The sequence below is a fragment of the Paenibacillus sp. J22R3 genome, from assembly GCF_056269305.1.
This window is the reverse complement of record NZ_JBWDNS010000002.1, coordinates 421,792-445,186: the sequence shown is the minus strand read 5'-3', so window position 1 is coordinate 445,186 and position 23,395 is coordinate 421,792. Positions and strand designations below refer to the sequence as shown.

Here is a 23,395-nt window from a genome sequence, read left to right as displayed (position 1 = left end):
CTTTGCCGATTCGCTCAATACATGAACTTAGCAGGATCTACCTTCCACTTGGCTATAAAATGCTGCCGATTGCGCTCGACGAGCTGCTGCAATTCCTGCGGGTTACTGCGTTTGAAGCTGGCGCTGCCGCGATGATGAACGAACACATCCCTGCACATGAGCAGACTGTACCCGTGCATGCGAGCCCGGAAGCAATAGTCATCGTCCTCGTAATGACCTGGCGTGAACCTCTCGTCAAGCTCACCGATCCGTTCATAGAGCGAACGTTTGAACAGCATGCAGAAGCCGACCAGCCGCATGATCGGCTCACTTCGCTTTGCTTCCTTCACGAGCGCCGTTGCCGCTTGGCCGTGAAACTCTTCCATGGAACTGAACGGATACTCCACCTGCTGTCTGCCGCTGATGTAATTCGTTACGGGTCCAACCATGCCGATATCTGCGCGTGCCGTCAGTGCACTGATTAATGCAGGCAGCCAGCCGGCTGAAACGGTCACATCATTGTTCAGCAGCATCAGATATTCGCCGCGCGCCATACGCAATCCACGGTTGCAGGCAAATGGAAATCCGGTGTTTCTGGCCAGTGACAGACAGGGAATTCCTTCTCGGATACACCATTTGCAAGTGCCGTCATCAGATCCGTTGTCGACGACAATCACTTCATAGGGGGTCTCATTCGAGTCGGTATACCGGCGTATGGCTTCGATGGCATCCTGCAGAAGCGATAGGCCGTTGTAGCTCGGTATAATAATGCTCGTCATGCCTTTCATGTTGCTGTTCCTCCCGCAGCGGCACGCCGCCGAACCTGATCTGGAAATGCCAGTCTTGGACCTTTCGATCTCATGGCTGTCTGCAGCGCTTCAACATGGTCGCCGACCGACAGCTCCTTGGAAACTACTCCTACCGGTCCTCTTATAGCGACCGTTTTGTTCTTGCGCACTTTGTTCAGCGAGCAGCTTCGGAATATCAGCTTGTGCTGGATGGCCGCCATATGAGCTATCGGCGGGACCGCAAGCGTTGATACGCCTACGGTTTCCATTCCATGGCGCGACCAGGCATGCGGCAGCAGCTCAACCGAGTTTGCCAGCAGCTCGGCACGACCGAGCGACCAGTTCATGAATGCTCGAACGCGTGCAGCTTCATCCCAAGTCTTGAAAATCCCAAGTGATGGCGTCTGATCCGCCACCACAATATCCGCGCCGGTCTCTGCAAGCGAGAGCATAAGCGCCAGCTGCTCTGCTGCCATTATGGATTGTCCGTCGGCGAACAGGACAATATCGGACCTTGTCATGCGAGCTCCGATCGCCCGCCCGACATCTGCGCCGAGCGACTCTCCGATTTGCATGATCGTAATCTCCGGCACCGCGCGAAGCTCCGCAAACTCGCCTTCGCTGCCACCTTCCAGCACGACGATCACTTCCTGAAGCGGCAGTCGCAGCAGCTGATTGATCGCGGACGAATTCATGCCCGGGACGGAGAGGACGACAGCCGCGACTGACTTCCCCATTGCGACCGGCTGCCACATCCCCCGCGGCAAATCCAGGGCTGCGGCGAAGCCGTCGGCATAGGCTCTGCCTTCCGAGAGCAGCTTGACTCGCAGCGCATCGGTGTGGTTTCGGCCTGCGCAGCGCGTCGTCCAACGCTCATTCATTCGCAGCTTCGCTTCCGTGGTACCAGCCTGCGTGGTATGTCCGTTCTTGCGAAGAAGCGCACCATCGGTATAGCCGGCATTATAGGCCGTTCTCAGCTTGCCGGTATAGCTGCCGGCAGCGCGTTCTTGGCCGGTTCGCCCCGCGCGCGAGCGACGCGTGCGGGTTTTCGTAGTCGCTCTTTTGCCTGAGCGGCCTGACTTTCTGGATTGCATACGTTCACCTCGCCAAATAACGTTTTCGCGCCATATCCGTATATCCGCCGCGATCATCCGTCTGCTTCGTCAGCCAATCAATGGCTTCCAAGTGATCGCCTACTATGAGCAGCTCAAGCGGATTCGTCCGTTCTCTCTGCTTGCGGGGCAGGTTGAGCTTCCCCACATTAATGCGTTTTACTGCGGATACTGTTAGTCCATGCTGCACGGCTTTGGCATGCGCGAGCGGCGGTATCGCCAGTGCGTCGGCACCGATTCTCGTTAATGCGGTGCGGCTGATGGCATGGGGGACTGCTGTCATCGAAGTGCCTTTCAAATCGGGACGCCTCAGGATTGTATTCAGCGCATGTTTCGCGAGGACGACGCTGTGGACGGATGATTTGTTCGTAGGGCCGGAGTAATCGTTAAGTGCCACATCTACTCCGCCATGCAGTACCGATTGAACGAAGGGTCTCAACCCCGATGCCGGTATGATCATATCGCCGTCGAGAAAGAGCAGCACCTGCCCGCTGGCGGCGGCAGCCCCGACACTTCGTCCGACATCATGACCAAGCGGCTCCGCGAACGGAATAACCTTAGCCCCCTTGCGCTTGGCGATGGCCGCCGAGCCGTCAGTCGATCCGTTGATGACGACGATCACTTCCACGCTGGAATGTACCTTCTTCGCTTCTTGAATCACTTTCCCAATGGTACGACGCTCATTCATGACCGGGATGATGACCGACACGACCGGATTGGTCGGAGTTGCAGATATCGTCAATATCGGCTCGGGTTGTGGCTGAGGTTGCGAAAGTGGATGCAGTTGCGATTGAGGCTGCGAGTGCAGTTGCGGCTGTACCTCTGGCATTGGCTGTGGCTCAGCTATTCGGAATGCTTGCTGCCTGATGGCTTCAACTACCGGAGTCTGCTTCTGTTTCGGCTTCTTCGGGGCGGCTTTGGAGAAGGACTTTCCGGAATTGGTCGTCGCCGCATGTTGGACGATCGGCGGCTGCTTTGCTGCTCGTTTTCTCATTTCGGCTTTCTGCACAATTGCCTTCTTACTTGCTCGCGGGACGGATTTCGCTGCGATGGCTGATTTTGTTGATCGGGAAGATACCTGTTGCTTTGGAGGTGATGGTGCTGCAATTGGAGGTGCAGCGGAGGTCTCGCTCCACGCTGCACGAATGGCGCGGCTCCCGGCTGCCATCGATAACCCGGCATAGACTCTATCATTTAGGAGCGGCTGCTTCCGAATCTGCTGGACGACTCTTCCGCTGCTAGGCTTCATGAACTCGTTCACCTCCATATCCGTCTTTTTACCAGTTAGTTTATGGACGATAGAGTGCAAGAGGAACGGCTGATGTACGTTAAGGCAGGAGCCGCGCTGATTTTACGCGTTTTTCACGTCACTGAATCTACCTAATTACATATGCTGTTGACATAGAGGAGGTGATGCCAAATGGTAGAAAGCTTACAGCTTCGACAAGCACTTCGTGTCTTCCTAAACAAGGCCGAAGCGGCTTGGTTTGATGTGTACGGCGCGAGCTTTAATAGAAAAGAGATTAAAGTCGGCGGCACGGAATACGTCCAGCTACCCTTGCGCTATAGTACCAGGGCTAAAATTTACGCTTATTTTCGCAAGTATTGGGGTATAACCTATAGCCGCATGCAGCTGCGCAGCTTGAAGTCCATCGTGCATAACGGGAGGGTTTATGTCATTTTGGGCGATCCCGGACCGATTCCGAATATCGTCGAATCCGTGCGCATTCTGAGCATTACGAGTACACGAATTCGGGTCCGTGCCATGTTGTCCGGTGATCCCGACGGCAATGTACCGATTTATTACACCATTGCCCGTACCTGTTGCGGGTACAAGATCATCAGCCGTTCCGGCAAACGTTATGATTACCGGTTCACAATTGGTTAGCAGCAATATGACGCACATCACATCAAGCCAGCGCAACGCAAAAAGGGACTGTCCTACCGGTCATCATTTTGATGACTGGACAGTCCCTTTTTGTTCGTTGCGAAGATTAAGGAACGGCGGCATTGCAGTGTCCGGGACAGCCTTTCTGCGTTTTGTTCTAACGAACCGTAGAGGTCTTATTCGCAGGAAAACTGGCACTTTTCGAATCTAACGATCCGTGGAGGAGGTCGTTACTATTAGCCGTATGCCCAAGAACCCCCCCCGCCTTCCAATTCTAACGAACCGTAGAGGTCTTATTCGCACGAAAACTGCCACTTTTCAAATCTAACGAACCGTGGAGGTCTTATATGGGGTAAATGGTCCGAAAAGTGGCTTCTCGGCACGAAATAAGGCCTGTACGGTTCGTTAAATTTTCAAATGACCCTTTTGGGCCAAATAAGACCTCTGTGGTTCGTTAGCGATCAACTTTTAACGATTTACGTGGTGCGCGCAGTGTCACTCCCATTTTCTCGATTTACCGCTGATGCAGAACCCCAGGTGAGCAACTTTACCGCTCATGTGCGGTTCACTGTACCTCTCTGTTGCTCCAAACCTCCATTTCTCTGCCGGTCCCGGGACGAGTTCGGAGGCGAGTAGAGATTACGGTTAGAAATTAGTACATTGCGTGGTACGGGGGCATGGTACGAGGTGCGGCGTTCGGGGAGCAGGGTACGGGCTACGGGGTACGGAGTTCGAGGTTCGAATTACAGGGTACGGCGTTCGGCGTTCACGTGCGGGGTGCGGGGTGCGGCGTGCGGGTTACAGGGTACGGGTTACAGGTCGAGGTGCAAGGCGCCCACCGCGGATGTGGTTTGTGGTTACCGGTAGCGGCACTACAAGGAAGGACAGCCTCCGAATAAAACAAAGAGCTGAGAGTCGAAAACCGACTCTCAGCCCTTTTGCGAACCTGCCTTACAACGAATCCCAAGCGAGATCAATATCCGCCATCAGATCCTTCGGATCTTCCATCCCCACGTACAGTCGAACCACCGTAGCGGACTGTCCGTCACTTCCCGGAGGAAGTGCGTTCACCGTCACGAGGCTCTCGAAGCCGCCCCAGCTGACTGCGATTTTGAAAAATTGCAGCTTCGTTGCCCAAGCTCTCATCTTCGCAAGCGGCTCGTCCGTCATGAAGGAGAATAAGCTGCTGTAGCCCTTCATCTGGCTTCTGCCCAGCTCATATTGCGGATGCGAAGTCAGGCCGGGATGATTGACGCGGCTTACATATGCTTTGCGGCTCATAAACTCCGCCAGCAGCAATCCGCTCTCTTCGTGTCTTTGCATGCGCAGCGGAAGTGTGCGCATTCCTTTGGAAACGAGCGCTGCCGTCTGCGGCGTCATGAGTCCGCCAAGCAGCATATATTCTGCATATCCGACTTGATCAATCAGCTCATTTGAGCCAAGAATGACGCCGCCGACGCAGTCACTATGACCGCTAATGTATTTCGTAATGGAATGTACAACCAGATCCACGCCGAGATCAAGCGGACTCTGGAAACAAGGCGTAGCCCACGTATTATCAATGATTGTCCGTGCCCCAATAAGCTTGGCATAAGCCGCGCATTCACGCAGGTTTTGCAGCTCGAACAATCCTGAGGTTGGACTCTCCAGATAGAGCAGCTTCGTATTCGGACGAACCGCTGCTCGGAAGTTGTCAATGTTGGTCCCATCCACAAACGTCGTTTCCACGCCGAATTTCACCATGTAACTGCCTAGAAACTCTCTCGTCGGGCCGTAAGCTTGATCCACGCAAATGACGTGATCCCCTTGCTGCACCGATGACAAGATGGCCGACGAAATGGCAGCCATACCGGATGCGAAGCACTTAGCCTTGTCCGCGCCTTCGAGCTCCGCTAGCTTGTGCTCCAGATACGTTACCGTAGGATTGTTGCCACGTGAATAGATATGGTTGTCGAGCAGTGCTTGAAAAGCAGTGTCGAACTCTTCATACGTCTGAAAAGCAAACAAGCTGTTCTGATAAATCGGCATATGGATCGCGCCATGATGCCTCGAATCGAGTTTATCGTAAGAGACTTGAGTAAATTGTTTTTCTCTGGCTGTAGCTGCATCATGTCCCGTTTCCGTTTTACTCATCCTTTTTCTGCTCCTTGTGTCAAACCCTCAACGATGAAACGCTGTGCAAAGGCGAAAATCAAAATCGTTGGAATGATCGACAATACCACTCCTGCTGACATTGAGCCCCAATCCACATCGAATTTTAGAATAAATGAATTCATAGCGACCGGGATCGTCTTGAGTGAATCGTTATCTATAAACAAAGCGGCCAGGAACAACTCGTTCCAGTTCTGTACAAAGGCGAAAATAAATGTAGATGCAATACCTGGCAGCATGACGGGAATAATAATCCGAATCAGTGCCGACCAACGCGAGCAGCCATCAATCATTGCCGCTTCTTCAAGACTGCCGGGAATACGTTGGAAGAAGCCGCGCAGCATAATGGTCGAGAACGGGATAAGCCCTACCGTATACATCAAGACCAGCGCAATTCGGTGGTTGAGCAGGTTCATTTGGCTCATCATCAGATACAGCGGTGCAAGCGCGATAAATCCGGGCAGCATCTGTGTAATGAAGAACGCTAACATGATTTGGCGATGTCCTCTGAAAGAAAAACGGGCAAGTACATACGCACTCAATACCGCAATAACCAATACGACTAATGCAGCCGAAATCGCAATCAGAAAGCTGTTAGCGATGTAGACGTGAAACTTGGATATTTTGAAAATATTAATGAAATTATCAAGCGTAAATGTAGTCGGCCAATATTTGATCGGATAAGAGAAAATATCCTTCTGCGGCTTAAGAGACGTGATGACGATCCAATAAAGCGGGAAAATCATCGCGATTAAGTAAAGGGATAAATAACCAATTCGGAACAGGCTCAGAAGGCGTTGCTTCATTAGAAATCACCTACTTTCTCAGCCTTTGTGACTGCCAGGAAGAAAATTGTGTAAAGCAGCAAAATAATTATCATAATAATACCGATCGCTGACGCGGCACCGTAGTCGCCGCCATACAGGATTTTGTCCAGCATAAGCGAGGACAGAATATGTGTTGTTCCGGCAGGACCACCGTTGGTCAAGCCGTAAATGATCGTCGGATCATTGAATATCCAAATCGCGCGCAACAGCGTTGTCGCGATAATAGTCGGCATAATGTAAGGCAAGGTTACGTTCAGGAACTTCCGCATTCCGGTCGCGCCATCCATGTCCGCAGCTTCGTAGAGTTCGCCGGGAACGGATTGCAGGGCAGCCAGCAGCATGATTGCGAAGAAGGCAACGCCGTACCATACGTTGGCGACAATAACGGAAACCATCGCCCATTTGGGATCGGATAGAAAACCGATACGTTCGTGTATAAGGCCTAACTTAAGGAGCAAATCGTTGATAACCCCGATTTGGGAGTTGAACATCCATTTCCAAATCAACCCGATTAGAAAGCCGGATAATGCCCATGAGTAGAAAGCGAAGCCTTGATAAATTCCTCTGCCTCTGAATTGCTTCTTCATCGCCAAAGCCAGCAGGAGTCCAAGTGTAAATTGCAGGATCAAGGAACAGAACACCCAGTAGGCGCTGTTCTTCATGGCCATTAGAATTTTAGGATCATGGAAAGCCGCTTTAAAGTTCGCCAAACCGACAAAATGTACATTACGTAAATCGAACAGCTTGTAATCTTGGAAAGCCATTAAAATCCCTTTTAGAAACGGATAATACGTAAACACTAACACGAGACACAAAGCGGGAAGCAGCCCCGATAGTATAAAGATGCGTTGATTTTTCATAAGACACCGCCTTGCTCTTTGAATTTAGTGAGGGCGGCTTGTCGCCGCCCTCCTGATGAATCCTTATTTATTCAATTTAGCCTTTTCGTCTACCCAGTACTTGTCCCACTTCTTCAGCGTATCATCCAGATTCGCTTGACCAAGCAGAAGCGCTTGCGTGGTTTCCATTGCAACTTGTCCCCATTGTGCATTACCTGCGTACTGGAATGCTGGTTTGAAGTTTACGAAAGTATCCGGTTGGTTGGACATGTCGAGCAATGTTTTGTAAGGACCTGTTTTGAAGAACTCATCTTCGGAAGCGCTGGAGTGAACCGGAATAAGTCCAAAGTCTTTCGAGAATTGCGTGTTCTCAGCCGGGCTCGACAAGAATTCGATCAGCTTCCAAGCTGCTTCTTTGTGCTCCGAGTTAGCTGCGATACCCCAGCCTGCTCCGCCTGCTGCGAGTAATGCTTTGCCTGTTGGGCCGGTTTGCAGAGGTGCTGTTGCCCATGTTCCTGCTTCCATTTTCTCATTAAGCGATTGAATAACGTCAGGATCTTGAAGCAGCATACCTGTTACGCCGGAAGTGAAGGCTTGTACTTGCTCTTGGAAGCCCCAGTTCACGGAATCCGGTGGCGATACATCTTTATAAAGTTTAAGGTAAAGCTCCATTGCCGCTTTCGCTTCAGGCGTCGAGTAAACCGTTGCGCCGTCTGTTGTGAACATGGAGTCTTCCAAATTCACCTTTGCACCGTTAAAAGAAAGAATCATTGCATCCGTTGTACCTGTCGAACCTGAACCTCCGCGGAAGGAGAATCCGAAACGGTTCTTCGCGGGATCTGTCAGCTTCTTGCCTGTTTCGTAGAGCTCATCCCATGACTTTGGCGGCGTTAGGCCCAATTCTTTGAACCAATCGGCACGATAGAACAGTTGTCTCTCATAAAGACCGTTTGGAATGAAGTATAATTTATCGCCTACGGAACCAACGGATTTAGAAATCGCTGTCAATGTTCCGAAATCAGCCCATTTATCTGCGTATGTGTTTAGTGGCTCAACAAAGCCGTTATTCACCATTTCAGCAACGTTCAGGTCACGAACCTCAAGGATGTCGATATCTTCTTTGGCACCCAGCATCGTTCTGATCTTGTTGTCTGCTTGGTCGAATGGAGGGGAAATGAATTCGACTTCAATGTTCGGATTCGCAGCTTCAAACTTGTCAATCGAAGCTTGAATCAGCTTCGTTCTGTTCGGACTTGTTAAACTTTCGATCATGCGTAGCTTTACTTTCTCGTCACTTGCACCTGCATTTGCATTTGTGTTTGAGTTACTAGCCGTGCCGTCATTCGAATTGTTACCGCATCCTGCCAAAAGACCAACTGATACAACACCACAAAGCAGTGTAGTAAGAAGCTTGTTGCGACTTGTCATTGATGTCATCCCCCTATTTAATATCATGTATCACACAGTCATACAGTCATCCTGTCTGATAGGTTGATTATAGTGAAAGCGCTTAATCATTGTCAAGGAAAAAATTGCGCTTACTTGGCGCTTTTTATTTTCGCCTCGATGCAATCCATCAACTTGCCAAACTCTTCCAATGCAGTCCTCGTATCATGCGCTGCAATGCCTTTAAACATCGTAATATGAAACGGATACGTCTCATCAAAGAGCTGTTTGTCTCCTAGCGGATCGTTAAAAAACTTCTCATATAAGCCTGAAATCGAATCTAGCACGGTCTCTAGCACCGGGTTATTCGCAGCTTTAATAATGTGACGATGAAAAGCTAAATCAACCTGCGAAGTGTCTTTATTGCCTTCTTTCAAGATACGGTACTCTTCCAGACACTCTTCTACTTCGGCAATTTGCTTGCTGGTAATCCGTTTGGATGCCAGGACGACAGACTGTCCTTCCAACGCCCTGCGCACTTCAAGAATGGACAGCAGGAAATTCTTCTCCCGTTCAATCTTCACTTTCCCGGTAAAGCGGAACGTGTTGACGTCTTTAACAAAGATACCCTTGCCATTGTGAACCTGAATAATATCCATGGCTTCCAAATAGCGAAGCGCTTCGCGCAGCGAGGAGCGGCCGACACCGAACATTTGCGTCATTTCTTCTACAGAGGGTAGCTTGTCGCCTTCGGAAAGATCCTTCTCTTCTATGAAGTTCTGAATCTCCTGCGATACTTGTTCATGTACTAGTATTTTTTGAATTTTCTTCATTGTCCGCTGTTCGCCCTTTCACCTTGCTACCTATCTGATAGGTACATCGTACGCGAGAAATGAGAACGCTGTCAACTGGAATATACTTTAATAACCAAATAGCCGGAGCTCCCTGAGGGGGCTCCGGCTATGATTTCTGCCTATTTTACTGGCCGATTCCGATCCAGTTCACCAGACCGATTGGCTCTGGGCTGATTCGGGTCCGCACGATTGTCAGTTGAACCGCTTCGGCTGTTTTGCTCTTGATTACAGCATAGCAGGAAGGCTGATCCGTCGTCGCAACGAACACATAAACGTTGTTGCTGAATGGCTGGTCGAAACCAATCGTAATGTCAATCTGCTCGCCTTGGCCTTGGAAGCTGTACGGCGCAAGCCCGAACTGCTGGATGACGGCTGTTTCCCGTTTGACCGTCGTAACCGGTGTGAAATCGAGCTTATCGCTGCTAATGCTGCCGTCTTGCAGCGAGCTGCCTTCCACAGCGAATTCCGGAGCCGGAGCTGCTTGAACCGGGAATGCATCTTCAGCAAAGTGAGCTGCCGTAATGCTGCCGAGGGCGATTTTGACACCTGTTACAGCGCCGTCTGCCAGTTGCTCTGAATTCACTGCTCCGATTGCAATGTGGCCTTCCTCGATGCAGCCGTTTGATATGGTTTGCTGAGCCGGCGCTAGTACGCCGGGCGCAAGCTTCTCGAGCGTAATTGCTCCGTCAGCGATCGCTTCTGTGCCAACCGCACCGACTGCCAGCTTCTCCGAGGTCACCGATCCGTTGCATAAAGCAACACTTTCGATGGAGCCAGGGATGAGATGCGAGGTCGTAATGGAGCGTGCTGCGATCTTGCTAAGCGTCACTGAGCCGGCTTGCAGCTGGTTCTCACCAACTGCTCCGTTCGCCAGCTTCGTGCCGCTGACAGCGCCATCGCTGATCGCTTCGCTACCCACGGAACCTGCTGCATAATGAGCAGAACCAATGGCTTTGTTTGCAATGATGTTCGATGTCACTGCTCCATGCTGCAAGTGACTTTCGCTTATTACGCCGAGTGCCAGCTTCGTGCTCGTAACCGAGCTGTCGCCTAGCGCTTCCGTGCCGACCGACAAGGGCGCCAGCTTCGCACTTGTTACCGCGCTGTCGCTGAGCGCTTCCGTGCCGACTGCGCTGCTCGCCAGTTTCGCACTTGTTACGGCTGCATCGACGATGGCTTCTGTTCCAACTGCTCCACTTGCCAGCTTCGCATTTGTTACTGCGCTATCGCCGAGTGCTTCCGTGCCAACTGCGCTGCTCGCCAGTTTCACACTTGTTACGGCGTGGTCGCTAAGTGCTTCCGAGCCAACTGCTCCGCTAGAGAGCTTCTCGCTTGTAACTGCTCCGTCACACAACGCCTTCGTACTGACCGCTCCGCCTGCCAGCTTCTCACCTGTGACTGCGCTGTCGCTGAGTGCTGCCGTGCCAACCGATCCGAGCGCCAACTTCGCACTTGTTACCGCGCTATCGAGGAGCGCTTCTGTACCGACCGATCCGCTCGACAGCTTCGCGCTGGTCACCGAACCGTCGCTCAGCGCTTCCGTGCCGACTGCTCCACTCACCAGCTTCGCGCTTGTTACCGCGCTGTCGCCGAGCGCTTCTGTACCGACTGCTCCGCTAGCCAGTTTCGCGCTTGTTACCGCGTTATCACCGAGTGCTTCCGTGCCGACGGAGCCTCCGGACAACTTCGCGCTTGTTACCGCGTTATCGCCAAGCGCTTCCGTGCCGACCGAGCCGCCGGAGAGCTTCGCTCTTGTCACCGAGCCGTCGCTGAGCGCTTCCGTGCCGATTGCTCCGCTAGCCAGCTTCGTACGTGTCACTGCGCTGTCAATGAGCGCATCTGTGCCGACCGAATCGCTTGCCAGTTTCGCACTTGTTACCGCGTTGTCGCCAAGTGCTTCCGTACCGACAGAGCCGCTCGACAGCTTCGCGCTTGTTACTGCGCTGTTGCCCAGCGCTTCGGCGCTGACGGCTCCTTTGGCCAGCTTCGCACCTGTGACTGCGTTGTCGGCGAGCACATCCGTGCCGACCGCTCCGGCTGCCAGCTTCGTGCTTGTTACCGCATTGTCGCCAAGCGCTTCCGCGTCCACTGCTCCGCTTGCCAGCTTCTCGCTTGTTACCGAGCTATCGATCAGCGCTTCCGTGCTAACCGATCCACTCGCAAGCTTTGCGCTTGTTACCGCTCCATCGCTGATTGCTTGCGTACTTACCGCACTTATTCCGAGTTTCTCGCTTGTCACCGCGCTATCGCTGAGTGCTTCCGTACTCACGGCTCCCAGTGCCAATTTCGCGGTTGTTACCGCTCCGTCTCTCAGCACTTTCGTGCCTACTGCACCGTTTGCCAGCTTCACGCCCGTCACCGAGCTGTCGATGAGTGCTTCTGTGCTCACCGCTCCGCTCGCCAGCTTCGCGCTTGTCACCACTCCATCGCCGATTGTATCCGTGCCGACTGCTCCGCTCGACAGCTTCGCGCTGGTTACGACTCCGTCTCCGAGCGCTTTCGAGCCGACAGCTCCGCGCGCCAGCTTCTCGCTCGTAATGGCGCTGTTGCCAAGCGCATCTGTGTTCACTGCTCCAGGCGCAAGCTTCACGCTTGTTACAGCTCCGTCGCTCAGCGCTTTCGAACCAACCGCTCCATTCGCCAGCTTCTCGCTCGTAACCGCGCTGTCGCTCAGCGCTTCCGTTCCGACCGCTCCGCTTGCCAGATGCGAGCTTTCGACCGCTCCTTTGCTTAGCGCATCCGAACCGACTGCGCCGTTTGCCAGCTTCGAGCTGATCACCGCTCCTTCGCCCAACGCTTCGCTTCCGACAGCGCCTGCCGTCAGATGCGCACTTGCGATCGATTTCGGTGCAATTTTGCTAAGCGTTACCGCGCCCGGCTGCAAATGTCCTTCGCCAACCGCCGATGTGCCGAGCGCTTCGGATCCAACGGCTCCGCTTGCGATCTTCGTGCTGCTGACAGCCCCGTCACTCAGCGTATCGTTGCTGATGGTACCGCGTTTGATTTTGATGCCATGGATGATGCCATCCGGCGCCTTATCAAACGTGTAAAACTCCGATGCCAAATGCGCTTGGGAGATCGAACCTTTGCGGATGTGGTACCCTTGAATGGCTTCAGCCTTCAAGTGTTTGCCTGCGATGGTCTCTAGTTGGATGTGATCGCCGTGCACAGAGAGCGATGACAGCTTCGAGCTTGTTACCGCTTCGTCGCACAGTTGATCCGTGCCAACGGACTCCTCGGATAAATGAAGCTGCAGGACGCTGTCGATCTTCAGATGCGTGCTGCCAACCGAAGACTCTGCGAGATGATTGGAATCAATGGCAGAAGCAGCTACATGCTGGCCATGAATCGCGGAAGGCTCGATTGCACGGGAGCTTACCGCTTCATTTTGCAAATGATAACCTGCTACACTGCCTTCACTCAGCTTCGCTGCGGTAACCGAATCATTGCTCAGATGAACGTCGCGAACGCTATCCGGTGCAAGATGCGCGCCGTAGACGGATTGCTCCGCCAAGTGCTTGCTGCCTACCGATTCGCTGCTCAGATGACCGCCGGTTACCGATCCCAGTGCAAGCTTATCGCCCGTAACCGCACCTTGAGCCAGCGCATCGCTGCCGACGATGCCTGCCGACAGATGCCGTTCGGTGATAATGCCTTTGGCAAGATGCTCTGCATCGATTGCACCTTTGGCCAGATGCTTACGCGTAACGGAACCAAAAGCCAACTGATCGCTTGTAACGGAACCGTTCACCAGCTTAGCCGTCGTTACGCTGCTGTCAGCCAGTTTACTTGATGTCACCGCGCAGTCCGTCAGCTTATCGGTAGAAACACTCTCCGGTGACAGCTTGAGGGAATTCACGATGTGATCCGCCAAATGGTGAGAGTGAATCGAGCCCGCTGCCAAATGCCGCTCCGATACGGAACCGGTTGCCAGCTTAATGGATTTCACCGCGCCATCTTGAAGTGCGTTTGTTTCAATCGCACCTTCGCTGATGTGATACGCTTCGATAAGCCCCGGCTGCAAATGCTGCGAGGTTACCGCTTCCGGCGAGATGGCTTCTTCCGTTACCGTTCCCGGCGAAAGATGGAAGGCGCGAACCGCTTCCGGACCGATTTTATCAAATGTGACGGACTCATCCGCCAGATGCTTCGTCTGAATAGAAAGCTCTGCCAGCTTAGCGCTGCTTACGCTGCCATCGACGAGCTTCTGCTCGCTGACCGACTCATCCTGCAGCTGTACTTGACCGACAGCAGCTGCGCTGATGTGCACCTGCTTCACCGACTGGGCCGCAAGCTTCTTATCCGTAACGGAACCGTTGATCAGATGTCCGGTAGCTACGCTGTTATCAATCAATTGCTTCGAGCCGACCGAGTTCTCCGCCAGATGGCGTTCTTCGATCGTGTCGGATAACATTTTGTCGCCGCTGATGCTGAGTCTGCTTAGATGTTTACCGTGAACCGCATCATCAGTCAGCTTGCTTGCCGTAATGCTATGATCCGCGATCTTGGATGCCGTAACCGCATGATCGACGAGTTTAATCGTGGAGATCGACAGGTCTGCAATTTTCGGTGACGAGATCGAGTAATCCTGCACATGCTCCGTACCGATTTCGGCGGCAGCGATATGCTGCGACTTCACGGCGCCGTCTTGCAGCTCCTTCGAGCCGACAGCTCCTTGCGCAATGGATTCGGACGTTACGGAACCGGCTTTCAGTTCTCTGGTGCCGACTGCTCCTTCAACCAAATGGGCAGCTGTAATTTCGCCCAGCGCCAGATGTTTGCCCAGCAGAACGCCTGATGCTACATGCTCCGCAAGCAGCAGTCCGGGCAGAAGATGGGAGGAATCGATTGCTCCAATGCTGATCTTCTCACCAGTTATCGAGCCATCGCGAATCTTCGAGCGGGTGATGGAGCCTTCCGCAAGCTTTGAGGTTGAGATGGCTTCGTTGGCAATATTCTCGGTACGGATCGCCGCACTTTTGATTTTGCTGGAAGTAATGGTTTGATCTTCGAGCAGCTCTGATGTAACAATAAGCGGCTTCAAATGTTTCGCTTCAATGGACCCTTCCGCAAGCTTATCGGCGCTGATTGTCCGGTCAGCCAGCTTCTCCGACGTAATGCTGTTGTCACGCAGCTTATCGCCTGTAATGGAGCGGTCGCGAATTTTCGTGCCTGAGATGGCATTCTTCGTCAAATGGTCGCCCGTAATGGACTCCGACGCGATTTTGGACGAGGTGATGGCACCGTTAGCGATTTTGATGCTTTCCACCGCGAAATCGGCAATCGTGTTCGTAATGACCGCACTCTGCTTGATCCGGTCGGAGTCAACCGTACCATATGCCAATTTAGCCGATGTTATGGCATTGTCGGCAATATCGTCCGTGTGTATGAAAGGCAGCGGTGAATCCGGCATACGCTTCTCGGCTACTAGCGCCTCTTTGCGCAGTAGCTCCTGTTTCAACAGTTCCTCCATCTGCTCAATATGGAGTCGTTCTGCTTCTTCGTTCTCGCGGGCCAGCCGCTCTACTTCTTCTGTCAATGCCTGTAATTCTGCTTCCGTCTGTGTATGTGGAATCAGCACGGCCGGCTCTTCCGAGACAACCACGACCGGCTCCTGCTGCGGCGCTTGTTGTTCCACAACTTCCGCAACTTCCTGCGCAGTAGTCACTTCAACCTCTTGCCGAGGCTGATCTTCCGGCTCCACTTGCTGCGTAACCTCTTCCGGAGTTTCTGTTTCCAGCACAGGTGCTGCTGCATTCACTTGAACCATTTTCTCTTCCGGTTTCGCCGATATCGGCTTTTTCTTCTTCAATTCCTCGAGCCATTTCAACTCCGACGCGTTCGGATTATCCACATAAAATAACGGCTTCCGCCCTTTGGGGCCTTTTCCTTTGCTGCTCTTCGCCATAGCCCTCTCCTTCTTCCACCTCAAATGTCATAGGTATCATATGCATTCACCCATGGGCTGGTCACATGATCGAAGGTCTAATTATTTGTAAAAGGCGGCGAATGCCTTGATAACGTTCGGATAAATATGTTATTGCATAGGCGAGAAATGCGAAAAGAAGCCGCTCCCACGAAGGAACAGCTTCGTCCAAAATCAATTTAATTATTGCACGCGATGAACGCCGATCGTTTGCTGCACATCGCCGGCAATCGTAATCGTCGCATTCGTAGTCTCGACTGTACCATTATTGTAAATAGCTTTAAACGTGAACGTCAGCGGCCCGTCGCCGAAGTCCTCGAAGCTCTCCTCCCACATCGCCCCTGCCCAAGATGTCTTTGCTGCATTCGTCTGACTAAGAGAAACCGTCATCCCGTTCATCGTGACCTTCACTTGATCGGCAATCGTTGCGGTTCCGGTAGCCGTCGTAGTAGCGGACAACATGAATTTCTCCCCTGCCCAATATACCGCGTAAGCGCGGGGGCTATTCTCGTTGCCGCTGGTTTCGCGATTGCTCGCCTTACGACGCTCATCCCACAGTTCCGTATGTTTCACCTGTCCGCTTACCGATAGCGGCAGCACGGTGATGGTTTTGTGGACGATGACCGGAGGAGCCTTTCCGTCGGAGACCGAGAGCTGAATCATATAGGTTCCTGCCGAAGAGCTTGGAATGCTCGGACCCACAGTAGGATAAGGAAAATCCCCCGAGAAATTGTACAACTGGCTTCTTCCGGCAGGGTCCGCAATGGAATACTGAAGATCGACATGATCATGATCTGGATCCGTGATCGCATGAGACAAGGAAATCGTGTCGCCTTCATAAGCAAGTTTGGGCAGCCAGTCCAGATCCGCGGCAGGCGGCTGGTTCGTTTCAATAAATAAATATTTAGGCGCGCTATAGTCGCTCCAGTCATATCCATCGTATACACGGACGACTACATATAGGTTGACCTTTTCCGGAAGATCCGTGCCTGGAACCCAATTTAAGACCGAACCGTTCTGAATACCGGAATCCAACTCTAAGATGCCGCCGTAACGATAGATTTTAAGCTGATACTTGGTTTGCGGATCGTCGTCCGGGTCTCCGTAATTCCACTTGAAGGCAGGACGCAGCACCGTCATCTTCGTTGGATTGTTTTGATCCGTACTGCTCGGAATATAAATATCCGGAATTGGCTTTCGATTGATAATATGAACGTTTTTACTTATCTGAGCTTCCTGTCCCAGAGAATCTGTGACGACCTGTCGGATACTGAACGTACCCATGGTATTGAATGCTTTGGTCCATGCCGTCCTAACCGTGCTCTGGAAGCTTTCAACTCCCGTGCTTTGACTCAAGATAAAATACTGATGGGCAAGATTTACACGTCCACCATCTTCCTTATCGCTTGCTGTGGAGTCAATTGTGATGGGTACACCGCGATAGGTGGTTACAGGTGTAGTTGTAAAGCCAGGTATCGGCGGGTCATTGGCACCAGCGATCTTGGATACGGTGATTGTTACCGTATAATAGCTGCTCCACGCTTGATACTCGTCCCTTACAGCCATACCAACTTCATATTTACCCAGCTCCTGTGGTGCCACCAGTTTCTGATTAACCATCGTTCCACTTGGCGTTATGTAGTAAAAGCTCTTCTCCATGATGCCTTTGGTCACTTTATAGTCAATGCCTGTTGCCTCTGTCGAGTAGTTAGTTGCGCTTAAATATCGATCTGGATCGTGGCTGGAATCTGTCCACTTGATTGTGCCATCCGCATTTATGGATAGCGCAAAGTTTGAAATTGGTCTGCGATGAACAATGACTTGCGTGCTGTACGTGTTTGATTCCTTACGATAATCATTGAATGTCAGATTCGGGAATAAATACGCACCATTCGGATCATCCAGCGTTGTATAGGCCACATCATATGCACCGACTTTATCGAACGGAGATTGAGGTGTAGTAAACGTTGTTCCTGACAAACTAGAAGGGCCGGATTTACCGTCACCTGCATCTAAGAACTTCTCAGCAGCTTTGTTATATGTCCACTTCGTCTTATTAGCTACCAGAGGATCATTCTCCGTATCGAAATTGGTCAAGGAGTAGTGGACATTGTCTCCAACCAAAGCCGTATTGAGCATCAAAGACTTGTTAATGGAGATTTCCGTTAGCTCCATGTCCTTAAATTCGGTTAATTCCGTGTTCCCGTACGGACCATACTTGCCCTCAGTAAAAGTGCTGTCTTCTACATCAATTAATGGAGTGCCGTTCACATAAATCTTAATGTTATCGGCAAGAGCTTTAATCGTAAATGAACTGTACGTCCCTGGTCGCATGATGAAATCCGCTTGCGATAGAAGAGTTCTCGTTCCATCCTCGATTTTCACCAATCGCACAGTATCATTAGATGCTTCTACCCGGTACATATTATCTTTGTCTACCATGCGGAAAGAAAAGCCAGATGAAATATCGGTGTCTAGAAATTTGAAGTTGTATTTCATCTTAAATCCGATTGATAGATCATCCTCCAGTGGCAGCGTATCGCTATAGAATTGCCCGTATGAATCATAATGTCTATCTTGTATTGTCGAAGAGGCAAGAAGGTAATGACTTCGATACCCTGATTCAACGTCTAGTTGTCCATCCTTTAAAGTCGTCAACGAATAGATATACGCTCCCATTGTAGCAAGAATCGTTAACTGACCGGATTCTAGATCTAGTTGTAGAACCTGTGTATCATAGGTGCCATAAGCATATCCATTCGGTGTGAATTTTAGATCGTTTATTCTTCCCGTTGCTGTCCAGGCAAGTGACAGATCGCTAAATTTATAGGCGCGAATCTCAGTAGCAGCTTGTACGATAATGTAGTCTTTGTATGATCCAATAATGTAGTCAGTAGCAGTTAAAGCCTTCGAAAGAAGCAGGCTGCCATCGCTTGCCTTTCTGGCGATTAAGTTATGCGTCCCGCTATAGCGGACGATATAGCCAATTTTGCTGCCATCCGAACTACTGGCCAGCTTTCCTCCGAAACTATAACCACTACTACGACTATATCCGCCGAATTGATAATCATACATGGTACCATCCTTGATGGTATAGACAGGCTTGCCTGACTTGCCGTCGAGTTTAGTCAATGCTAATTCATAGAAAGTTACACTTGATGAAGAACCTTGAGATGGCGTTCTAGACCACTTATCGAAAGATTCGTAGTAAACATTTCCATTTGCATCGTATCCTAGCGGGGATATTGAGACCCCTTCATGCGCTTTTCCCGTAGGAACATAGAACACCCCGGCTGGTAAATCTTCGGTATAGGCTGTTGTCGAATTTATTAAATGAGGTGCCGGGAATAGAAAATTGTCAGATGCATCTGGATTAGTTCCGGACTGAACTTGCGGGAAAGTTCTAGTCGTATATATATTTTTGGAGTCAAGGCTAAATTTAATGGGTTTATTAATCAGCATCGAGTGAGTTCCAACAATAAAACTGTCACTTCCAGCCGAACCCCAGAAAGTATTAGGATTCGCAATCTTCGCTTCAGGAGCCTGGCCTAGAGCTAATTGCGTAAACGTATAAAGGTAATCGTAGTCTGCGTCTATAATATAGACCAGCTCTAAGCTTCGGTCGATTTCTTCTACACTTATTTGCGAATAGGTGCGAAGCAGAGTCGAACCTTTATAGACCTCAACATCCTTAGCTCGTTTACTGCTGTTTGGAACGATGACCATCTTGTAATCATCAAATAAGACTGTACTGTCACTTTGATCCGTCAATAGGCTAACCGTTACTCCTGTTTTCGAAGGCCCTCTCCACAGGTTAACTCCGTATGAAACCACACTAGACAGAGAGTTTTCTTCACTATCCCAGATCCATCGCTTCACTGGACTCGTATTCTTCCACGTTGAAGATATCAGATCGCTTGGCCTTAATTTGTATGTCATCCCATATAGAGGAGGAGAGGAATTATCGCCTTTCATCTCAAACGAAACGAATGGGGCATCATTGATGACGTCAATGATGATGGATTCACATACGCTTTTTCCCCAGTCTTCCGTTCCGCAGGCTTCGATTTGACGCTTCCCAACGGATAGATACTTAAGATCAATCTTCCCTGTTCCAAAGTTTATGCTGACAGGAGTTTCTTCAACGAAGTTTCCATCGTTGTCTTTATCGTAACGCTCTTTAATTTGTTTGGACACGATCGTGTCACCGTCGATACTGAAAATATCGATCGTATAATTGCCAGTGACGTTCCGAAGCAGCTTCAACGGACCTGTGATTGTCACGTCTGGAGGCAAGTCAGGCTTTACTGTCAACGTGTGCTGAGCAGGCGCAAGGGATTTTAACCCAATCGCATCGTACACGTTAAGTGTAATCATTTCAGTACCCGGCGTAACATAGAGAGACTTTTTGTTCGTCCATTCATCTCTTGTGTGATTGATTGAACGGCCAGCAATGGGACTGTAACTATGAGAGGAACCGAATGCATTAGGCAGAGGCCGTCCCTCGACAACCTCGAAAGGTCCGTCGATAATTGGAACTGGGTTAGGCGGCACAACTTGAATTGTTGTACAAGCTGTAGTCGTGAGTCCATGCTCATCTCTCATCTGAGCACATACACGGTGTGATCCAAGCTTGTCCATAGTCAATGTATGCTGGCCGTCATTATATTCAACGCTCTTCGATGGAATCGACTGCACGAATGCATTTCCGGCCCCGAAATCGAAGCCCAAGAAAGTCATAAGGTCACCATCTGGATCATGTGGCGTTGGGATTGCTGGATCCTCAATATAGATAAGATCGAGCACCGTCCCCTCAAGGACTTGGGTCAGTGGTTTTGTCGGTGCGTACGGGTAGACATAGCCAATCTGGAAGCTTGGCGGGTCATTAGGGCCTGTGTCCTTTGATTTTTCATAAAAGAATGTTACATAAGCTTCTGGAAGAGCTGCGGTTAAATTTACACTGGCGCTCGAACCAGCTGTTACGGTGTTCGAATATGCAACATAAGAGAGATTCTTACCTTGAAGTATTCCGTGTGTTGCAGAATTGGCGAAAACCCCTTGGGAATGCGGTAAAGTCGGTACTGGAATCAGTTCTTCGCTCTGCTGCAAGTAGGGCTCAGAGGAACTGTTACGAACCATGTGCCGAACGTGGATCTTGCCGGCACTTACTACATCGTAGATGTAATAAAGATAGAGCGTTTTGAATGAGGAGCTATTATAGATTGGAATGCTGTATTCCCCTGCTGTCGGGCTGCTAAGACTAGTCGGCGGCGCGCCTGTTGTGGTTTTGACATAACCCTTATAGACATACCCAGCAGCCGAAGGATGCGCTGGAGTAAAAGAATTACCATTCGTTAAATCAATGGTTTTGTCAGGAAACACCGAACTGAGACTCTGGCCGGTAGTCGTGACATGGCGCACATGAGCTTTGCCATCTAAAATCGTTTCTTGATCATAATAAAGATTGAGATAGTATCGATCATATTTCCCATCATATACAAAGGTAGGCGGGCTTCCAGTAATGATCGATCCCCCGCTTGGGGGGCTTAACGTACTTTTCTTATACCCGTTATACGTATAGCCAGCAGCCGTTCCAGGCGTGATTGATTGGCTTTGGCCTTGTGTCATGTTTTGCGTCTGATTGGTAAAGGCCGCATCGATATTCGTGCCAGACGTTGTGTAATGATGAACTTCAAGTACGCCGTCAAGCTGGATTTCGAATAGAATCGGAAGATAGTAGCGGTAGATTTTTGTTGATAGTGTACAAGTTGGACAATAGCTTTCGTGATATATTTCATTCATATCATAAACAGCTAGTGAATTTAATGTTGCCGTTGCTGAAGCCGTAAAGGAAATGGTAGAAGTACCTTTTCCAGTTTCATTGCTTTTGGATGGAGTTCCAATATTGGAACTTACGAATTTTGAGAATTCTGGGTAGTCCTCTGATCCTGCCCGAGACCGCTGATATAAATCCATTTCCATCGTAGAATTAAAGTTGTAAACTTTTACATCACGTACCGTTCTCCCAGGAAAGGAGAACGTATACGATTTTGTGACCGGTACTGGCTTTCCTGGTGCTTCAGGATTTGACGAATCCCACGTTCCATCGTTTTTACTCCATGTTTCATAATACATAAATCCTACAGCATAATACCGCGCCTCACCTGCAGCATTGTAATCAGGGATAGGCATAACACTCGCATTATCTCCAAGGGCGGCGTTAGCTTTCTCTGGGACTAAGTTAATAAACATGCTGAATATCAAAGTAACTATAAGGATGGTACTCGTTATACGCTTCATGGTGTCTCCTTAGTTGAATGGATTTTTGACAACGATAGGAGCTGAATTCAATCCAACGGAGCTGCTAATTCCAATATATTGAGCATCTTTGAGTGTGAATTCGGAGTATTTCATGTCTCCAACCAAGTCAGCATCTGATTTCAAAACAACACTATAGTAGTGGATACGAAATACACCAATAGACTCACGGAAACCGAAAAACTCTGGTCGGTTGCGAAATTTGTAACCATTCGAGAGATAAAAAAGCCCTGTCCCCATCGAGCCGCTTTGAGTGGTTGTTGATTTGATATAAGGGACACCGTTAGTGTCCTTCGACAAATCCCACCGATAATAGATAGACCCATTCAAAATAAACGGAAAATCACTGTACTCCAAAACATAGGCTTGCGTAGCTTTTTGTCCTGTCTGAAAGACATCGAGATAAAGTTCTCTCCCCTTGTAATAGGGTAAAATCGGCTTAATATCCACTAGATCCGCTACATCCTCGGCGTTCGGAATATCCTCATTCCCCACCCATACAAACTGCGCCACTGGATCCCAGCGAACAGGAACACCCAGCCCCTCACTGATCACGCGAATCGGGACAAGCGTACGCCCGTTCTCAACGATGGCAGGCTGCGCTAATGTTACGCTCTCCCCATTAATAACAGCTACATTCGATCCGATCGATAGCTTTACCGTATTGCTTCCTTTTACAATCAGAATCGTGCTGTCTTGTTGGGTAACAGTCGCTTGCAGCTTCTCCGCTACGTACCGAACAGGAATCAATACGGTACCATCAACCATCTTAGGCTTCACGTCGAATGCAATTTTACGGGCATTATATAGAACCTCGATAGGCATGTCTGCCTTCAACATTTTCGGAACTGCTGCATTTACGACTCCAAACGGTAATGCCATAGATAATGCAAGAGTAGTGACTAGTAGTTTTTTCATCATTTCGTTCCATCTCCTTTTATATACTAATCTCCCCGAACCCGAACTCCCTGTCCATCATCCCGCGGTATCCGCGCACTTTCTTTACTAGCCTGCACGATCCCCATCACGCCCATCGAGATCACTATCAACATAATTAGCACTACAAGCGAATAAAACATCTTCATTCCAAACACTCCTCTAAGTTGAATTTGACTAAGCTGCCTTCATAGGAACTAACATATTCTACCACTTCTCACCATAATTCGACGAGATAAATCTATCATTTTATACCATTTTATCCAGCCTATAATGCAAAAAAAGCACCTGCCCGCAAGCTGAATAATCAGCCGCAAGCAGGTGCCTCCTGCATGTCGTCTCTATCAATTCCTTAAGCAACGTTATCCGTTGTTGCCTACCATTCTCTATC

Annotated in this window: 12 protein-coding genes; 1 reads left to right on the top strand and 11 read right to left on the bottom strand. The window is 50.2% G+C overall.

Translation table 11 applies throughout. The features are described from left to right. Window positions 1-14: 14 nt before the first annotated feature. The 3 genes from AC0YN4_RS10205 to AC0YN4_RS10195 are packed head-to-tail and all read right to left on the bottom strand — an operon-like array spanning window position 15 to window position 3,128. Window positions 15-767 (bottom strand): glycosyltransferase family 2 protein, encoded by a 753-nt coding sequence (locus AC0YN4_RS10205; protein WP_475781359.1) that lies wholly within the window; start codon window positions 765-767, stop codon window positions 15-17. Further along, window positions 764-1,861: a hypothetical protein gene (locus tag AC0YN4_RS10200; RefSeq protein WP_475835735.1), complete on the bottom strand. Its 1,098-nt coding sequence runs from the start codon at window positions 1,859-1,861 to the stop codon at window positions 764-766. The genes AC0YN4_RS10205 and AC0YN4_RS10200 overlap by 4 nt, the downstream gene beginning before the upstream one ends. Before the next feature lie 4 nt (window positions 1,862-1,865). After that, complete coding sequence (locus AC0YN4_RS10195) at window positions 1,866-3,128, bottom strand: glycosyltransferase family 2 protein (RefSeq protein ID WP_475835734.1); 1,263 nt, start codon at window positions 3,126-3,128, stop codon at window positions 1,866-1,868. A gap of 171 nt (window positions 3,129-3,299) precedes the next feature. Here AC0YN4_RS10195 and AC0YN4_RS10190 point away from each other — a divergent pair, with 171 nt between their 5' ends. Beyond that, complete coding sequence (locus AC0YN4_RS10190) at window positions 3,300-3,767, top strand: DL-endopeptidase inhibitor IseA family protein (protein WP_475835733.1); 468 nt, start codon at window positions 3,300-3,302, stop codon at window positions 3,765-3,767. 951 nt (window positions 3,768-4,718) lie between these two features. On the opposite strand, the gene AC0YN4_RS10185 is transcribed toward AC0YN4_RS10190, so the two are convergent. The 8 genes from AC0YN4_RS10185 to AC0YN4_RS10150 form a co-directional block, all read right to left on the bottom strand. Beyond that, complete coding sequence (locus AC0YN4_RS10185; RefSeq protein WP_475835732.1) at window positions 4,719-5,900, bottom strand: trans-sulfuration enzyme family protein; 1,182 nt, start codon at window positions 5,898-5,900, stop codon at window positions 4,719-4,721. Continuing rightward, window positions 5,897-6,724 carry a carbohydrate ABC transporter permease gene (locus AC0YN4_RS10180; protein ID WP_475781354.1) on the bottom strand — a complete coding sequence of 276 codons (828 nt, stop codon included), beginning with the start codon at window positions 6,722-6,724 and terminating at the stop codon, window positions 5,897-5,899. The genes AC0YN4_RS10185 and AC0YN4_RS10180 overlap by 4 nt, the downstream gene beginning before the upstream one ends. Next, window positions 6,724-7,605, bottom strand: a complete 882-nt coding sequence (locus tag AC0YN4_RS10175) for a carbohydrate ABC transporter permease (protein WP_475781353.1) — start codon at window positions 7,603-7,605, stop codon at window positions 6,724-6,726. Before AC0YN4_RS10175 ends, AC0YN4_RS10180 begins: the two co-directional genes overlap by 1 nt. A 63-nt stretch (window positions 7,606-7,668) precedes the next feature. Further along, window positions 7,669-9,012: an ABC transporter substrate-binding protein gene (locus AC0YN4_RS10170; protein WP_475781352.1), complete on the bottom strand. Its 1,344-nt coding sequence runs from the start codon at window positions 9,010-9,012 to the stop codon at window positions 7,669-7,671. A 110-nt stretch (window positions 9,013-9,122) separates the two neighbouring features. Next, window positions 9,123-9,803, bottom strand: coding sequence for a FadR/GntR family transcriptional regulator (locus tag AC0YN4_RS10165; RefSeq protein WP_475781351.1), 681 nt, complete (start codon window positions 9,801-9,803; stop codon window positions 9,123-9,125). Window positions 9,804-9,948: 145 nt separating this feature from the next. Further along, window positions 9,949-15,732 (bottom strand): WIAG-tail domain, encoded by a 5,784-nt coding sequence (locus AC0YN4_RS10160; protein WP_475835731.1) that lies wholly within the window; start codon window positions 15,730-15,732, stop codon window positions 9,949-9,951. Window positions 15,733-15,933: 201 nt separating this feature from the next. Continuing rightward, window positions 15,934-21,552 carry a glycoside hydrolase family 78 protein gene (locus tag AC0YN4_RS10155; protein WP_475835730.1) on the bottom strand — a complete coding sequence of 1,873 codons (5,619 nt, stop codon included), beginning with the start codon at window positions 21,550-21,552 and terminating at the stop codon, window positions 15,934-15,936. A 507-nt stretch (window positions 21,553-22,059) separates the two neighbouring features. Further along, the gene (locus tag AC0YN4_RS10150; RefSeq protein WP_475835729.1) at window positions 22,060-22,989 is read right to left on the bottom strand and encodes a copper amine oxidase N-terminal domain-containing protein; all 930 of its coding nucleotides are present in this window, start codon (window positions 22,987-22,989) and stop codon (window positions 22,060-22,062) included. Window positions 22,990-23,395: the final 406 nt, after the last annotated feature.

Bases quoted from the DNA above. Each gene is read 5' to 3' on its own strand.
- AC0YN4_RS10205 (WP_475781359.1), bottom strand. From the start codon at position 767: ATGAAAGGCATGACGAGCATTATTATACCGAGCTACAACGGCCTATCG.
- AC0YN4_RS10200 (WP_475835735.1), bottom strand. From the start codon at position 1,861: ATGCAATCCAGAAAGTCAGGCCGCTCAGGCAAAAGAGCGACTACGAAA.
- AC0YN4_RS10195 (WP_475835734.1), bottom strand. From the start codon at position 3,128: ATGAAGCCTAGCAGCGGAAGAGTCGTCCAGCAGATTCGGAAGCAGCCG.
- AC0YN4_RS10190 (WP_475835733.1), top strand. From the start codon at position 3,300: ATGGTAGAAAGCTTACAGCTTCGACAAGCACTTCGTGTCTTCCTAAAC.
- AC0YN4_RS10185 (WP_475835732.1), bottom strand. From the start codon at position 5,900: ATGAGTAAAACGGAAACGGGACATGATGCAGCTACAGCCAGAGAAAAA.
- AC0YN4_RS10180 (WP_475781354.1), bottom strand. From the start codon at position 6,724: ATGAAGCAACGCCTTCTGAGCCTGTTCCGAATTGGTTATTTATCCCTT.
- AC0YN4_RS10175 (WP_475781353.1), bottom strand. From the start codon at position 7,605: ATGAAAAATCAACGCATCTTTATACTATCGGGGCTGCTTCCCGCTTTG.
- AC0YN4_RS10170 (WP_475781352.1), bottom strand. From the start codon at position 9,012: ATGACAAGTCGCAACAAGCTTCTTACTACACTGCTTTGTGGTGTTGTA.
- AC0YN4_RS10165 (WP_475781351.1), bottom strand. From the start codon at position 9,803: ATGAAGAAAATTCAAAAAATACTAGTACATGAACAAGTATCGCAGGAG.
- AC0YN4_RS10160 (WP_475835731.1), bottom strand. From the start codon at position 15,732: ATGGCGAAGAGCAGCAAAGGAAAAGGCCCCAAAGGGCGGAAGCCGTTA.
- AC0YN4_RS10155 (WP_475835730.1), bottom strand. From the start codon at position 21,552: ATGAATGAAATATATCACGAAAGCTATTGTCCAACTTGTACACTATCA.
- AC0YN4_RS10150 (WP_475835729.1), bottom strand. From the start codon at position 22,989: ATGATGAAAAAACTACTAGTCACTACTCTTGCATTATCTATGGCATTA.